Raw genomic sequence first — 14,087 nt, 5'->3', positions numbered from 1 at the left:
GATCAGTTCAGAGCGGCGGTGGCTTTCGGTGCAACGGTGCCGCCGGCCGGCTGCATCGCGACGGCCTTGGCCTGGACCGGCATGCCCGGCATGAAGACTTTCTGCACGCCGTCGATGATCACGCGGTCACCGGCCTTCAGGCCCTGCTCGACGATGCGCAGGCCGTCGGCGGTGCGGCCGAGTTCAATATCGCGGCGCTGTGCCTTGTTGTCCTTGTCGACCACGTAGACGAACTTGCGGTCCTGGTCGGTCAGCACGGCCTTGTCATCGATCAGCATGGCTTGGAACTGGCCGCTGCCGAGCAGCTGCACGCGTGCGAACAGGCCCGGGGTGAAGGCGCGGTCGGCGTTGTCCAGCAGCGCGCGGACCCGGATGGTGCCGGTGCTGCGGGTGACCTGGTTGTCCAGGAAGTCGACCTTGCCTTCATGCGGGTAGCCGGTCTCGCCGGACAGGCCGACCTTCACCGGCAGTTCGCTGTCACGCTCGCTCGGGCGTTCACCCTTGCGGGCCATCTGGGCGTAGCGCAGGAAGGTCCCTTCATCGGCATCGAAGTACACATGCACCTTGTCCAGCGAGACCAGCGTGGTCAGCACGCTGGCACTGTCGCCGGCGGTCACCAGGTTGCCGGCGGTCACCATCGCGCGGCCGGCACGGCCGTTGATCGGAGCGCGCACCTGGGTGAACTCCATGTTCAACCGCGCCGCATCCACCGCCGCCTGTGCGGCCTGGACCTGCGCCAGTGCCTGTTCGGACACCGCGCGGCGCTGTTCCCAGGTCTCGGTGGAGATCGCCTGCTGGTCGGACAGGCGGCGGGCACGGTCGGCTTCGCTGCGGCTCACCTGGGCCTGGGTGCGCGCGCGGTTGAGCTCGGCGGTGGCGCGGTCCAGCTCGGCGCGGTAGCTGCGTGCGTCGATGGTGAACAGCACATCACCCTTCTTGACCTCCTGGCCTTCGACATAGTTGACCTTGTCGATGTAGCCGGAGACGCGCGGGCGCAGTTCAACGCTTTCGACCGCTTCGACGCGGCCACTGAAGTCGTCCCACTGGCTGACCTGCTTGACCAGCACCGGGGCGGCGCTGACCGACGGCGGCGGCGGCATGCCGGCTTCTTCAGCGTGGCTGCCACTGCAGGCGGTCAGCACCGCGGCGGCGAGGATCGAGACGCCGGCCATGGCCAGCCGTCGGGTGAAACGATGCGGGGAGGAGTTGGAAGTCATGTCATGCATCCGTACGTAGGGGTGGTGATACAGAATCGAAAACGTGGGGCGACGTGGGGGGCGTAGCCTGGGACCTGAACCTTGGTAGAGGTCAAGCGGTGCCGGCCGTGTTGCGCGACATCGGAGGGGGGCGGTCCAGATGCAGCAGCCCGCGCGGCAACTCGGCATCGCGCGCGTCGCAGCGCACGATCGCGCGGTTGTCGGTGCAGTTGTCCAGCAGCGAGACCACGCGACGGCCGACCAGCAGCGCGCTCGGCCATTCAATGCAGGCCTTGGCCGCATTGGCCGGGGTACACACCGGATCGCACACTTCCAGCATCTGCGCGCGCACACCGAGGGCCTGGGCCTCCTGGTGCAGCACCTGCGCGTACATGCGCGTGGCGGACATGGTGATGGAGGATTCCCCATGCCCGGCCCACGGCTTGAAACCGGCGGGGCCGCCGACCAGTACGTAGCGCCGTGCCTGCCCGCCACCGCGCAGCAGCGGCAGCAGATGCCGACCCGCATGCACGTGCGGCATCACGTCGGCCTGCAGCGCCTGCAACAGTGCATCGCCACTGCGATCGGTCACCCGACCGCGGTTGTACGGGCCGCCCATTGCATCGACCACGGCCGCCAGCGCGCGGCGACGCCCGCCGATCCGCTCGGCCACGGTGCGCGCAGAGCCGTCATCGCCCAACGAGCCAAGCAGCACTTCCAGCCCGGGCTCATCGGCGAACTGCTCCTGCAGCGCAGCCAGCCGCGTGGGATCGCGGCCGACCACCAGGACCGGGCTGCCGGCCTCCAGCAAGGCCGCCACGATGCCCTGGCCCACGCTGCCGGTGCCACCGAGCACCAGCACCTCGGGGGCCAATGTCCCATTCATGGGACTTTCACTCCCGCCGCCGGGATAATCCCAATTCGACCCAGTCGGTCGTTGCCACGAGCGCCCAGGCGAATGCTGCCGCCGCGCTGCATGTTCGCAGGCGGGGTGAATTCCCGGAAAGCCTTGCGGGACAAGGAACCCAGGCGGGGTTCCACGGTCAACGCGAGGTCCAGCGGGGCGTTGGGGCCGCTACGCAGGCGGCCAAGAATGTTCCGCAACCACATGGTTGTCGTCCTTCATATCTGGAATGGCGCCAGATTAGTCCTCAAACTCCCCCTTGATTAGTCCGGATTTAGGGGAATAATCATCCCGTGCCCGGCACAATCATTTACGGCACTCTTCCCCTCCCCCGACTTTGGATCCCGTCATGGCCCACGATCTCAACGACACGCTGATCTTCGTCAAAGTGGTCGAGCAAGGCAGTTTCATCGCCGCCGCCACTGCACTGGGGCTCCCCAAGACGACGGTGAGCCGCAAAGTGCAGGAGCTGGAAACGCGTCTCGGCGCACGCCTGCTGCACCGGACCACCCGCCGCCTCGGCCTCACCGAGGCCGGCTCGGTCTATCACGAGCACTGCCAGCGCATCGCGCGCGAACTGGAAGAAGCCGAAGGTGCGGTCAACCAGCTGCAGTCCGGCCCGCGCGGCTGGTTGCGCTTCACCGTGCCGTATTCGATCGGCATCACCTGGATCGCGCCGCTGCTCGGCCAGTTCCATGCGCAATACCCGGAAATCCAGCTGGACATGCACCTGGGTAACGAGAAGCTCGACCTGATCGCCGGTGAAGCGGATCTGGCGCTGCGCGTGGGCACCCTGCCCGACTCCAACCTGGTGGCGCGCAAACTCGGCAGCCTGCGCACGCAGGTGTTCGCCAGCCCGGCCTACATCGAGCGCTACGGCGAGCCGCTGCATCCGGATGAGCTGCAGTTCCACCGCATCCTGGCGATGCGCAAGGCACGCAACCTCAACAACAACCGCTTCTTCTGGCAGCTGGGCGAGAACGGCGGCGAGCTGCTCGATTTCCCGGTCAATCCGCTGCTGGTCGCCAATGATCCCTCCGCGTTGAACGGCGCACTGGTGTGCGGCGAAGGCCTGCTGCTGACCGGTGACGTGATGGCCAAGCCCTTCGTCGAATCGGGCATGGTGCGGCGCGTGCTGGCCGGCTGGACCGGCCCGGAAGTGGACTTCAACGCGGTGTTCGCCGGCGGCCGGCTGGTCTCGCCGAAGGTGCGCGCGTTCGTGGATTTCCTGGTCGAGAAGATGAACTTCGACGCCAACTACATGCTCGCCCAGTGCCCGGCGGCGAAGCTGGCCAAGCAGCAGCAGACCCAGGTGGAAACGGAACTGCAGGCGGCCGGGAAGCGGATTCTGGAGACGGTGACCGCGGGGTGATGCTGACAGTACGCCGGGCTGGCGACCTACACCATGCCGTCGCTTTGCGCTCTTGCCGGGTAGGAGGGAGTGACCGACTTGCCACTCAGCTGCGGTGTAGCGAGATCGCACTGAATCGTCCGGTACCGGAGTTGGTCAGGTACTACGAGCGGCTGGGCTTTACCAGGCATGTCCATCGCAGAGGCGTGCTCTCGCGCCTTGTTCATGACATTACGGTTGATGGCCATGATTTGACAGCCGCCGAAGACCGCAGTAGTAGACTTCCGTCAGGACCGACCCACTCAGGGGGCCAGCGATGAAACGCTCCACTCAATTGAAGCCAGGCAAGCGCGCCGCCCCCCCCGTGGACATCGCCAAGGTCAGACGCCATCTGTCTGGAGGCATTGCCACGAGGCCTGGCGAGACGTTGTCCAAGGGCGAGCTGAAAGCAGTGTTTGATTCGGACAAGGCGGTTCTTGCCCGGGCATCCCGAAGGGCGGGCGAGGATGTACTGGTCAAGTACAACGGGGTGATGGCCGGCGCAATGAACCCGCGCAAGCGTTCCAAGCCTGTCTAGACTGATGCCGCGCTCGGTTGGTCGGTGACCGGTAAGCGGGCGGCGTCGTTTGGGAAGAGCAGCCGGCCAGTGGCCGGCATTTTGGCGGCGCTGTCGTTTGGGCGTTGCGGGTGTGTGGGTGCGCGAGTGCGCGAGCGAACGGAATTGTTCAGGGTTTACCGGCCAACGGCCGGTACCCACAAGAATGCCGCCTGCGAGGGCGGCATTCTGTTCCCGCCTGCGGCGCGAACGTTGCAGCAATAACGCGACGCGTTATTGTTGCAACGGAATCACACGGATCTCGACGCGGCGGTTCTGCGCGCGGCCGGCATCGGTGTTGTTGTCGGCGATCGGGTAAGCCTTGCCGGCACCCAGGGTTTCGATGCGGGCGCGCTGCACGCCCTGGCCGGCCAGGTAAGCGGCGACCGAGTCGGCGCGTTCCTTGGACAGGCGGTTGTTGACCGCATCGCTGCCGATGCTGTCGGTGTGGCCGACCACTTCGATCATGGTCTGGTTGTACTCGGCCAGCGTGCTCGCCACGCCGTTGAGCGACCCGTAGAACTGCGGCTTCAGCGTGGACTTGCCGAAGTCGAAGGTGATGCCGTCCGGCAGGTTCAGCACGAGGTTGTCGCCATTGCGGGAGACGTCGATACCGGTGTTGGCGGTGCGCTCGCGCAGGGCGCGTTCCTGGCGGTCCTGGTACTGGCCGACGGCCGCGCCGCTCAGTGCGCCGATACCGGCACCGATCATGGCGTGCTGGCGGCGTTCGGTGGCGCTGTTGCCGCTGAGCAGGCCCGCGGCGACGCCGACGGCGGTACCGATCAGGGCGTTGCGGCCGGTGCGGTTCTGCTGCTCGACGGGATTGCCGTACTGGTCACTCTGCACGTAGGAGCCACCGGTGGCGCAGGCCGTCAGGGCGGCAGCAGTCATCAGGGCCAGGGCCACGTTGCGGGTTGCGGGTCGAATCATGAGGTTTCTCCTTGGTTACCGGTCGGCGCCGGCGTGCGGGCCGTGAAGAGCATAAACAGCCCAACGCGATGCCGGCATGATGAATGGCACGCTCGGCAGCTCCCTGTTCAGGTAATCGTTTACGGCTGCGGCGCTCGATCCGGGGTGCGGGTCACGCTCCGCCGGTGTGGCGATACGCGGCCAAGGCGGCATCCCGGCCCTCGGACAGATCCACCAGCGGCAAGGCCGGATAGCCTGGCGCGCACTCGGCCAGCAGCTGCGGTGACTGCCACGGAGCAAAGCGCGCCTTGACCGGCAATGCCGCCAGTTCCGGCACCCACCGCGAGATATACCGCGCCTGCGGGTCGAACTTCTGCGACTGCGTCACCGGATTGAAAATCCGGAAGTACGGCGCGGCGTCCGCCCCGGTGCCGGCAACCCACTGCCAACCCATTGTGTTGTTGGCCAGGTCCGCATCGACCAGCGTGTCCCAGAACCAGCGCGCGCCTTCGCGCCAGTGCTGGCGCATGTGCTTGCACAGGTAGCTGGCGACGATCATGCGCACGCGGTTGTGCATGTAACCGGTGGCCCACAGCTCACGCAGGCCCGCATCGACGATCGGAATGCCGGTGCGGCCCTGCTGCCATGCACGCAGTGCGTCCGCATCGGGTTTGGCCCATCGGAACTGATCGAAGCGCGGGTTGAGGTTGTGATCCGGCGTCTGCGGGAAGTGATGCAGCAGGTGATACGAAAACTCGCGCCAGCCCAGCTCTCGGATGTAGCCGTCGATGTCGGCATCCCGGCTGGCACTGCGCTCGTCCTGCAGACGGCGGACGATCTGCCACGGGGCGATCTCGCCGAAATGCAGGTGCGGCGACAGCAGCGAGGTGCCGACCCGGTCCGGCAGATCACGCTGCTGGCGATAACCGCTGAGCGCGCCGTCGATGAAGACCGTCAGCGCCTCGTGGGCGCCGGCTTCGCCGGGCTGCCAGTGCGTCCAGAACTCCCGGTCCCACGGAATGGAGGGCGCAAGGTTGAGCGCGTCGAGGCTCTCGCCGCTCGCGCGGTGCGCGGGCAGACCCTCCGGCGCGTGGGTCGGCGCCGGCAGCTGGACGCGGGTCAGCGCATTCCGCCAGAACGGGGTGAACACTTTGTACGGCCCGCCCTGCTGGGTTGCCACGTCCCATGGCTCGAACATCAGGCTGCCGTTGTGGCTTTCGGCCTCGATGCCCTGCTCGCGCAGCGCCCGCTTGATCTTCGCATCGCGCGGCTGGGTGGCCGGTTCGTACTTGCGGTTCCAGTAGACCGCCACCGCACCGGTCTGCTCGATCAGCGCCTGGAGCTGCGACCGACTGTCGCCCTCGCGCAGCACCAGCGAAGAACCGCGCGCACGGAGGTCAGCGTCCAGCGCTGCCAGCGAGCGATGCAACCACGCGTTGGACGCGCCACCGGGCGCCCAATCGCCTTCTTCGTGTGGCGCATGGATGTAGACCGGCACCGGCACATGGCCGGCATCCAGGGCGGCCTGCAGGGCCGGGTTGTCCTGCAACCGCAGGTCACGGCGAAACCACACCAACGCTACCGACACGAGACTACCCCGGAAGATTCGAGAGGCAATGATAGCCAGTGCAGGTGAAGGACAGGCAGCGATCACGCGTGGGTGGCCCGCACTGTTCCACATCGCCGCGCTTGACCTCAATCATGCTTGAGGTTCTATCGTGGCGTCCTCCCTCCCGCTTCCCCTCTGGAGATGCACATGCCTTACACCCTCCCCGCCCTGCCCTACGCTTACGACGCACTCGAACCGCACTTCGATGCACGCACGATGGAAATCCATCATGCCAAGCACCACCAGGCCTACGTCACCCATCTCAATGCCGCCCTCACCGATGCCGGGATCGAGAGCACCGACATCGACGCGCTGATCGCCGATATCGGGGCTCTGCCGGAGGGTGTGCGCAACGTCGTCCGCAACAACGGCGGCGGGCATGCCAACCACAGCCTGTTCTGGACAGTGCTGACCGCCAGCGGCGGCACGCCGGAAGGCGCCGTGGCCCAGGCGATCGAGCGTGACCTCGGCGGCTACGCCGCGTTCAAGGAGGCCTTCACCAAGGCCGCGCAGACCCGCTTCGGCAGTGGCTGGGCGTGGTTGACGTTGAGCCGCGATGGCAAGCTTCTGGTGGAGAGCAGCCCGAACCAGGACAACCCGTTGATGGGCGACTTCGCGGGTCTCTCCGGTGGCACGCCGATCCTGGGGCTGGATGTGTGGGAGCACGCTTACTACCTGAACTACCAGAACCGCCGCCCGGACTACATCGCCGCGTTCTTCGAGCTGATCGACTGGGCCGAAGTCGCGCGCCGTTACCAGGCCGCCGGCGGCCGTTGATGGACACGGGTCCTGCACTGGGCCTCGGCACGCAGCCCTCCGCCACGCCGTCCGAGGCTGCAGTGCTGGACCCGCCGCTTTCGGCGGCCGCGCTGCGCCATGCCTTTGGCCAGTACCCGACCGGGGTCGCCATCGTCGCCGCCCGCAGCGACGACGATGCTCTGTTCGCGATGACGATCAACTCCTTTGCTTCGTTGTCGCTGGACCCACCGCTGGTGCTGTGGAGCCTGTCGAACCGCTCGCCCGATGTGGCCGTGTATCGCACCGGCAGGCCGTTCTCGATCAGTATCCTGGCCGCCCGGCAGCTCGCCTTGGCGCGGCATTTCGCCGATGGAAAACGGCGGCGCGTGCCGGTGCCCGGCACGATGATGGCGCACGCCAGTGGCGTGCCCCTGGTCCGCGATGCGGTTGCACAGCTCGTCTGCACGGTCGAACAAACGCTGCCCGCCGGTGATCATGTGCTGGTCATCGGCCAGGTGGTGCAGCTGGATACCGCCCCCGGCGACACCCTTGCCTTCCACCGTGGGCGCTACGCCCGCGTCACCGCTGCCTGAGTCCGCATCGAATGGATATCCCCGCACTGCAACGTCTTCTCGACCGGGGGCGCGACAGCGCCCTGCTTCGCTTCGGGCTGGGCAAGGCCCTGCTCGACGCGGGTGACACCGCGGAAGCGGTCATCCATCTGCAGCGCTGTGTCGCACAGGATCCACAGTACTCGGCAGGCTGGAAATGGCTGGGTAAAGCCCATGTGGCGGCCGGCGATCCGGACGCGGCGGCACAGGCATGGCACCAAGGCCGTTCTGTCGCCGAGACCAACGGCGACAAGCAGGCGGTGAAGGAGATGGCCGTGTTCCTGCGGCGGCTGCAGAAGGCGAGCGCCGCCCGAGCGTGAGGCACGGCATCGCGCACTTACGGATCAATCGCCCTTCGCCCGCCGCTGCTGCGCGTCGAAGCGCTGCATCGAAGCCCGGATCAGCGCCTTGGCCTCGGCGGCATTGCCCCAGCCGTTGAGCTGCACCGGATTGCGGCCGGCCGGCAGGTCCTTGTAGACGCGGAAGAAGGCTTCGATGCGCTGCCGTTCGATCAGCGGCAGATCGTCCAGATCGCGGATGTTGCCGTAGGTGGGGTCGATCTTGTCGGTCGGCACGCCGATGACCTTTTCATCCTGCTCGCCGTCATCGACCATCTTCAGGTAGCCGATCGGACGGAACCGCACGATCACGCCGGGATGCAGCGGCTCACGGGTCAACACCAGTGCGTCCAGCGGATCGTTGTCGCCGGCCAGGGTGCGCGGCATCGAGCCGTAGTTGGCCGGGTACGCCACCGGCATCGACTGGAAGCGGTCCACATGGACCAGCCCGTCTTCCTTGATCTCGTACTTGGTGAAGCTGCCGGCCGGGATCTCCACGGCCAGATGCACTTCGTCCGGCGCGTTCTTCGGCTGGGCGGCGAGGAACGGGTGCAGGACTGCGTTGCCGGCCACGCCGGCACCGGCGAGCAGCAGCAGCGAGGCGGCCAACACGGCCCGCGCGATGGAACGGCGATGCGTCATCTCGATCTCCACGGAAGACCGGGCGCACCGCAGTGGCCCGGCCGGTCGGTCATTCCCAGCAACGGTCGGCGCGACCCTTGAGGGTCTGGGCGCGCGTGCAGTCACGGGGGGCGATGCGTCCCTGCGTCAGTTCGGCCTTCTGTTTGCGGCCATCGGCAGCGCGTGTCAACTCGAAGCCGTCGTACAGGCGGCCGGTGACGGTGCGCGCCTCGTAGCGCAGGTGCGTCGGATCGATCTTCAACACCTGGAACAGCTGCGTGTCCTCGCCGACCGGCGCCATGGTGGTCCGGGCCTCGTCGGAGAGCCGGTACTGCTTCGGCCCGGCGACGGTGACCACGAACTGCGGCGTCGCGCCCTGCCCTTCGCCACGGCGGCCGTAGGTGTGGTCGTGGCCCTGCAGGACCAGATCGACCTGGCGGCGGCGCACCACCGGCAGCAGTACATCGCGCAGTTCGGTGTTCTCGCGGCCCTCGCGCGGGGAATAGAACGGCTGGTGCAGCAACACGATGCTCCACGGGTGCGGATTGTCCGCCAGCACGGTGTCCAGCCAGGCGGCCTGCGCCTTGGCCGTGCCCAGATCGAGCGCGGAGGTACCGTCGAGCACGGCGATGCGCACACCCTGGTAGTCGAACCAGTAGGTACTGGTATCGGCGGCGTCCACGCCGTTGCGCGGCAATGCGAACGTCACCGGCCAGTGCCGGCCCAGCACGCGACGCTCCTGCGGCGTGTCTTCGAACTCTTCGAAATACTCGTGGTTGCCGATCGCCGGGGCGACCGCGGTCTCCTGCGGCAGCCAGCCGGCGGCGGCGAACCACTCGCCCCACTCGCTGTCATCCTGCCCATCGCCGCCGCTGACCAGGTCACCGGCGAACAAGCTCAGGCGCGCGTCCGGGGCCGCCTTGATGCCGGCCCGCAGGACCCGGGAGACGTGGCTGAGGTTCTTGTTCTGGGTGTCACCGAAATACAGCAGCGTGAGCGGCTGATCGGCACGCCCGGCGGTGCGCAGCTGGTTCCAGGCACTCCAGGTGTTCTGGCCCTGCACGCGCCACAGGTACAGGGTGTCCGGCTGCAGGCCGGTCACGTCGGCACGGTGATGATGGGACGCGCCGAGTTCAGTGGTCAGCGCCCGGGTGGTCGCGGTGATGCGGGTCGGCGTGCCGACATCCGGCGAGTCGCCGGCCACGACCCATTGCAGCACGGTCGCTTTCACCGAGGTGTCGGTACGCCAGGCGACCGAGAAGCCGCGCGCGGCGTCCTGCGCCGGCGAGGCGACCAATCGATCCGGGAAGCCAGTCGCTGCGTAATGGCGGTTGCCCACAGGAACCTGGGTGTTCGGCTCGGCACCGTTCTCCGTCCCTTTCTTCGCCACGGCACTGCCGCTGCACAGCAGCAGCGCCATCGCCAGCGCGGTCAGGGCGGCAGGAACGCGGCTCACGCGCCACACTCCAGCGGCAGCGACAACTGCTTGGCGATGCTCGCCCAGTCGAACGCCACCACGCCCTGGTCATCGTGCACCGCGTACAGCGCGCCATGCGGGAAACGCGCGGACGGCGCCTGCATCGACCAGATGCCGTCGGTGTTGGCCACCGTATTGCCCTGGAACGCGCCGACATGTTTCAGGCTGTGCCGGTCGAACAGGTGGAACACGCTGCGCTGCTTGCCCTGCTCGGTGGTGATCCACCAGCCATCCTTGCCACAGGTCCGCAGCATCACCCCTTCGGCCTGGGCCTGGAACGCATCGCGTCCGAAGGTGGTGCCGCTGAAACGGCCTTCCAGCGTGTAGACCTTGAACTCGCTGGCGTAGGTTTCGTCTTCTTCGGCGATCAGCAGGCGGTCGTTGGCCGGGTCGCCCCAGATCGATTCGACCACCCGCAGCGCACCCGCTTCGGTGGTGTCACCGATGCTGGCGGTGAGCGTGGCCTGCGCCTTGCCGTCCTGCACGGTAAGCGCGTAACGGCGCACGCGCTTGTCCAGTTCGGCCAGCGGCGGCAGCACGTCGTTGCCCTGCGCGTCTTCGCCCGCGTCGTAGGAATCGGTCACGTACACGTCGTAGCCGCTGCCCTGCTTGTTCACCCACAGGCCGTAGGGCTTGCGCAGGTCGTCGGCGGCGAACACACCCAGGGGGGTGAAGTCCGGCAGCTGCAGCACCTGCACGCGGTGGTTGTCGCGCTCCACGATCAGCACCAGGTCATCGACCACGGCGATGCCGTTGGGGCGGTCGAACTGGCCGGGGGCGGTGCCGAGGCTGCCGACGTCACGCAGCTTCGCGCCGGTCTGCCCGTCGTAGACCATCAGCTTGTCGGTGGCCTTGGCGGTCGCGATCAACCAGACCTGGCCCTCGGGCGTGGTCCAGCTGGCCGGCGAGTCGATGTTGTCGTCCGGGGTCATCGGGGTCAGGAACGCCTCGGCGACCGTGGCGACATCGCGTGCGGCGGAGGCGTCGGCCGCAGCCGTCGGCGCGGCGGGTGCCGCAGCGTCGGGCGTCGCTGGCGGCGTGCAGGCGGTCAACAGCGCCAGCGCGAGCAGGCTCAGGCAATGGGCGGCGCGCATCACAGGGCAACCTTCAGGCCGAGGGCGTAGGTGCGGCCATATTCTTCGTTCTGCAGGGTGCGCGAGCGCACGCCCTGGTAGAGCTCCAGCGGCTTGTCGAGCAGGTTCTGGGCTTCGAAGTAGAGGCTCACGTGGGCGGTGAACTTGTAGTCCAGGCTGAAATCGAGCTGGGTATTGGGCGCTACGTAGATATCGTAGGCGCGGCTGTCGCCCAGCGAATCCAGGTACTCGCTGCGGTAGACCGCAGCCACGCGGGTGCTGAAACCGGCCTTTTCATAGCCCAGGTGTGCGCTGTACACATGCTTGGAGGCGCGCGGCAGCATGAAATCGTCGCGCTCGCGGCCGGCCACGCCGGGATCGAAATCGGTGTCCAGCCAAGTGCCGCTGGCGCCGACCAGCAGGCCATCCCAACCCGCCGGCAGGAAGGCAAGCTGCTGCTGCCAGTTGAATTCGGCGCCCTTGACCGTGGCCTTGTTGCCGTTGATCACCCGGGTGACCTCGAAGTCCGGGTACGCGGGATCCGTGTTGCTCACCGTGTTGACGATATAGCCATCGATCGACTTGTGGAACACACCCAGCGAGACGATGCCGGTGCTGCCGAGGTATTTCTCGAGCGACAGGTCGATGTTCTTAGATTCGTAGGGATCCAGCTGCGGATTGCCGATCCGGACTTCCTCGTCGCCCCGGCTCAGGCCGACGCGCGGCGCCACATCGCCGAACGACGGGCGCGAGACGGTCTTGTTGGCGGCCGCGCGCAGCACCCAGTCATCGCCGGCGTCGTAACGCAGGTGCAGGCCGGGCAGCACGTTGGTGTAGCTGCGGCTCACGCTCAGCGGCGTGACCGTGAAGCTGCGGCCGTTGCTGGCCACCTCGACGCTGTTGCCGGTCGCGCTGAACTGGGTGTTCTCCACGCGCACGCCGCCGATGATGCGCAGCGCGCCGACATCCCAGGTGCCCATCGCATAGCTGGCGAAGATGTCTTCGCTGGCGGTGTAGTCCTCTTCCAGCGAGGTCAGCGCGTTGCCACCGGCGTCCTGCGGACGGGCGCTGTACTGGCCGCCATGCTGGGCCCAGTAGCGACGCATGGCATCCGAGCTCATGCCCTGGCCGAGGCTGCCACCGCGGTGATCGGGGGTGGCGGCGGTCCAGTCCGACAGCGCCACGTCGGGGCCGACGCGCAGTTCGCGCTCGTCGACATTGACGTCGCGGTCGCGCCAGCGGCCGAGCAGGCCGAACTTGACGCTGGAGGAATCCCCATCGAAGCGCACGTTGATCTGCGCGCTGCGCTCGCTGTCGTTGACCTGCTTCGGCGAGAGCACGAAGCGGTCGAAATCGTAGTTGCCGTTGTCCATCCGCTGCGCGCTGGTCAGCGAATAGCGCGGGATGCCGCTGTTCTGATCGACGCTCGCGCCGAGGTCGTCGCCGTTGTACTCGAAGCGCGCCTCCATCTCATCGTTGACGCGCTCTTCGGTGCGGGTGTAGCCGACCTTGTAGTCGACAACCGCATTCGTGAGGCGGTTTTCGCCACCGGCGCTGGTGGTGAAGGTATTTTCCTTCTTGGTGCGGTACCGCATCCGCTTCTGGATCGCATCGGCCGGCAGGTCCTCGACGCGGTACTGGTTGTTGCCCAGCGCGGTGACCTCGCCATCGCCGAAGTTGAAGATCGTGCGCTGGCGGGTTTCTGCATCGTCGAACTGGCTGTACAGCGTGCGCAGGTAATAGCGGCTATCTTCATCCGGACGCCAGTCGAGATTGAGGTTGGCGCCGATGCGCTTGCGTTCGATCTCGTACTTGCGCTGCTGCAGGCTGTTGGCGAACAGGTCGTCCTCCGCACCCCCGTCGAATTCGCCGTACTCCACTTCGGTGTTGTCCGACTCGAACTTGCGGTTCTGGTAGTTCACGCCCAGCGCGACGCCGAACGTATCGGCGAACACTTCGCTGTAGTTGATCGCCGCCTTGGGGCTGGTGTTGCCGGAGAGCTGCTGGTGGCTGGCTTCGATCTTGCCGCGCAGGTTGCGGCCTTCGCGGTCGAAGGCCGAGGCGGACTCGACCAGGATCGCACCGCCGATCGCGTCGCCGGGCATGTCCGGGGTCGGCGATTTGACCACGCGCAGGCGCTCGGTCGAATCGGACGGAATCACATCCAGAGGCGCGGCACGGCTCGAATCTTCCGGGGTGCCGATGGCGATGCCGTCGACACTGACGCTGTTGAGGTTGGCATCCAGGCCGCGGATGACCACGAAGCGCCCCTCGCCCTGGTCACGGGTGACGCTGACGCCCGGCAGGCGCTGCAGCGATTCGGCCACGTTCTTGTCCGGATAGACGCCCATGGCATCGGAGGACACCGCATCTTCGATCGCATCGCTGCTGCGCTTGAGGTCGACCGCACGGGTCTGCGACTCCAGCTGCGGGCGGACCTCGACGCGGTCCAGGTCGATGGCGGCGGCCCCGGCGGCGGCGCTGCCGGCCACCGTGCTGCCATCGGGGGTATCGGCGGCATGGACCGACGGGGTGATCACCGCCAGCAACGAAAGGCTGATCGCCAGGCCCAACGGACGCTTCTTCTGCACTGCATTCCCCAATCTGTGTAAAGAATGGGTCAGCACGGTATGTCCGGGAGGTTGCATGGGGATGACACCGGGGA

The 14,087-nt window shown here is 67.0% G+C and carries 13 protein-coding genes; 5 read left to right on the top strand and 8 right to left on the bottom strand.

What is annotated here, in order from left to right; translation table 11 throughout:
- Positions 1–2: 2 nt before the first annotated feature.
- Both ABE424_RS03530 and ABE424_RS03525 read right to left on the bottom strand, forming a co-directional pair.
- Positions 3–1,217, bottom strand: a complete 1,215-nt coding sequence (locus ABE424_RS03530) for an efflux RND transporter periplasmic adaptor subunit (RefSeq protein WP_176989718.1) — start codon at positions 1,215–1,217, stop codon at positions 3–5.
- A 91-nt stretch (positions 1,218–1,308) separates the two neighbouring features.
- Positions 1,309–2,082 carry an SDR family oxidoreductase gene (locus ABE424_RS03525; protein ID WP_346489144.1) on the bottom strand — a complete coding sequence of 258 codons (774 nt, stop codon included), beginning with the start codon at positions 2,080–2,082 and terminating at the stop codon, positions 1,309–1,311.
- Positions 2,083–2,449: 367 nt separating this feature from the next.
- Here ABE424_RS03525 and ABE424_RS03520 point away from each other — a divergent pair, with 367 nt between their 5' ends.
- Entirely contained in the window at positions 2,450–3,472 is a 1,023-nt protein-coding gene (locus ABE424_RS03520; protein WP_121041912.1) for a LysR family transcriptional regulator, read from the top strand.
- Positions 3,473–3,767: 295 nt separating this feature from the next.
- On the top strand, positions 3,768–4,028 hold the full coding sequence (locus ABE424_RS03515; protein ID WP_346490854.1) for a hypothetical protein: 261 nt from the start codon (positions 3,768–3,770) through the stop codon (positions 4,026–4,028).
- Between the two features lie 252 nt (positions 4,029–4,280).
- Here the strand turns inward: ABE424_RS03515 and ABE424_RS03510 are convergent, their stop codons facing one another.
- Together ABE424_RS03510 and ABE424_RS03505 are read right to left on the bottom strand one after the other, a co-directional pair.
- A complete protein-coding gene (locus ABE424_RS03510; RefSeq protein ID WP_176989714.1) occupies positions 4,281–4,976 on the bottom strand; it encodes an OmpA family protein in 696 nt (231 codons plus the stop codon).
- Positions 4,977–5,127: 151 nt separating this feature from the next.
- On the bottom strand, positions 5,128–6,543 hold the full coding sequence (locus ABE424_RS03505) for a deoxyribodipyrimidine photo-lyase (RefSeq protein ID WP_346490853.1): 1,416 nt from the start codon (positions 6,541–6,543) through the stop codon (positions 5,128–5,130).
- A 168-nt stretch (positions 6,544–6,711) separates the two neighbouring features.
- Between ABE424_RS03505 and ABE424_RS03500 the strand changes: the two genes are divergently transcribed.
- From ABE424_RS03500 to ABE424_RS03490, 3 genes are read left to right on the top strand one after another with little or no spacing between them, the layout of a single operon-like run.
- Positions 6,712–7,341, top strand: coding sequence for a superoxide dismutase (locus ABE424_RS03500; protein ID WP_346490852.1), 630 nt, complete (start codon positions 6,712–6,714; stop codon positions 7,339–7,341).
- The gene (locus tag ABE424_RS03495) at positions 7,341–7,895 is read left to right on the top strand and encodes a flavin reductase family protein (protein ID WP_346490851.1); all 555 of its coding nucleotides are present in this window, start codon (positions 7,341–7,343) and stop codon (positions 7,893–7,895) included. Before ABE424_RS03500 ends, ABE424_RS03495 begins: the two co-directional genes overlap by 1 nt.
- Before the next feature lie 11 nt (positions 7,896–7,906).
- On the top strand, positions 7,907–8,233 hold the full coding sequence (locus ABE424_RS03490) for a tetratricopeptide repeat protein (protein ID WP_346490850.1): 327 nt from the start codon (positions 7,907–7,909) through the stop codon (positions 8,231–8,233).
- 24 nt (positions 8,234–8,257) lie between these two features.
- Here ABE424_RS03490 and ABE424_RS03485 read toward each other — a convergent pair whose 3' ends face one another.
- From ABE424_RS03485 to ABE424_RS03470, 4 genes are read right to left on the bottom strand one after another with little or no spacing between them, the layout of a single operon-like run.
- Entirely contained in the window at positions 8,258–8,893 is a 636-nt protein-coding gene (locus ABE424_RS03485; RefSeq protein ID WP_346490849.1) for an inorganic diphosphatase, read from the bottom strand.
- Positions 8,894–8,942: 49 nt separating this feature from the next.
- Positions 8,943–10,292, bottom strand: coding sequence for a metallophosphoesterase family protein (locus ABE424_RS03480; RefSeq protein ID WP_346490967.1), 1,350 nt, complete (start codon positions 10,290–10,292; stop codon positions 8,943–8,945).
- 32 nt (positions 10,293–10,324) lie between these two features.
- Positions 10,325–11,443, bottom strand: a complete 1,119-nt coding sequence (locus ABE424_RS03475) for a phytase (protein ID WP_346490848.1) — start codon at positions 11,441–11,443, stop codon at positions 10,325–10,327.
- Complete coding sequence (locus tag ABE424_RS03470; protein WP_346490847.1) at positions 11,443–14,013, bottom strand: TonB-dependent receptor; 2,571 nt, start codon at positions 14,011–14,013, stop codon at positions 11,443–11,445. Before ABE424_RS03470 ends, ABE424_RS03475 begins: the two co-directional genes overlap by 1 nt.
- Positions 14,014–14,087 lie beyond the last annotated feature (74 nt).

This window comes from Stenotrophomonas sp. TWI1149, from assembly GCF_039673155.1.
Taxonomy (GTDB): Bacteria; Pseudomonadota; Gammaproteobacteria; order Xanthomonadales; family Xanthomonadaceae; genus Stenotrophomonas; species Stenotrophomonas maltophilia_AA.
Note: the sequence above shows the minus strand (reverse complement) of the source record. Positions and strands in the feature narration are given on the sequence as shown.

Bases quoted from the DNA above. Each gene is read 5' to 3' on its own strand.
- ABE424_RS03475 (WP_346490848.1), bottom strand. From the start codon at position 11,443: ATGCGCGCCGCCCATTGCCTGAGCCTGCTCGCGCTGGCGCTGTTGACC.
- ABE424_RS03525 (WP_346489144.1), bottom strand. From the start codon at position 2,082: ATGAATGGGACATTGGCCCCCGAGGTGCTGGTGCTCGGTGGCACCGGC.
- ABE424_RS03500 (WP_346490852.1), top strand. From the start codon at position 6,712: ATGCCTTACACCCTCCCCGCCCTGCCCTACGCTTACGACGCACTCGAA.
- ABE424_RS03515 (WP_346490854.1), top strand. From the start codon at position 3,768: ATGAAACGCTCCACTCAATTGAAGCCAGGCAAGCGCGCCGCCCCCCCC.
- ABE424_RS03530 (WP_176989718.1), bottom strand. From the start codon at position 1,217: ATGACTTCCAACTCCTCCCCGCATCGTTTCACCCGACGGCTGGCCATG.
- ABE424_RS03480 (WP_346490967.1), bottom strand. From the start codon at position 10,292: ATGGCGCTGCTGCTGTGCAGCGGCAGTGCCGTGGCGAAGAAAGGGACG.
- ABE424_RS03485 (WP_346490849.1), bottom strand. From the start codon at position 8,893: ATGACGCATCGCCGTTCCATCGCGCGGGCCGTGTTGGCCGCCTCGCTG.
- ABE424_RS03520 (WP_121041912.1), top strand. From the start codon at position 2,450: ATGGCCCACGATCTCAACGACACGCTGATCTTCGTCAAAGTGGTCGAG.
- ABE424_RS03510 (WP_176989714.1), bottom strand. From the start codon at position 4,976: ATGATTCGACCCGCAACCCGCAACGTGGCCCTGGCCCTGATGACTGCT.
- ABE424_RS03490 (WP_346490850.1), top strand. From the start codon at position 7,907: ATGGATATCCCCGCACTGCAACGTCTTCTCGACCGGGGGCGCGACAGC.
- ABE424_RS03495 (WP_346490851.1), top strand. From the start codon at position 7,341: ATGGACACGGGTCCTGCACTGGGCCTCGGCACGCAGCCCTCCGCCACG.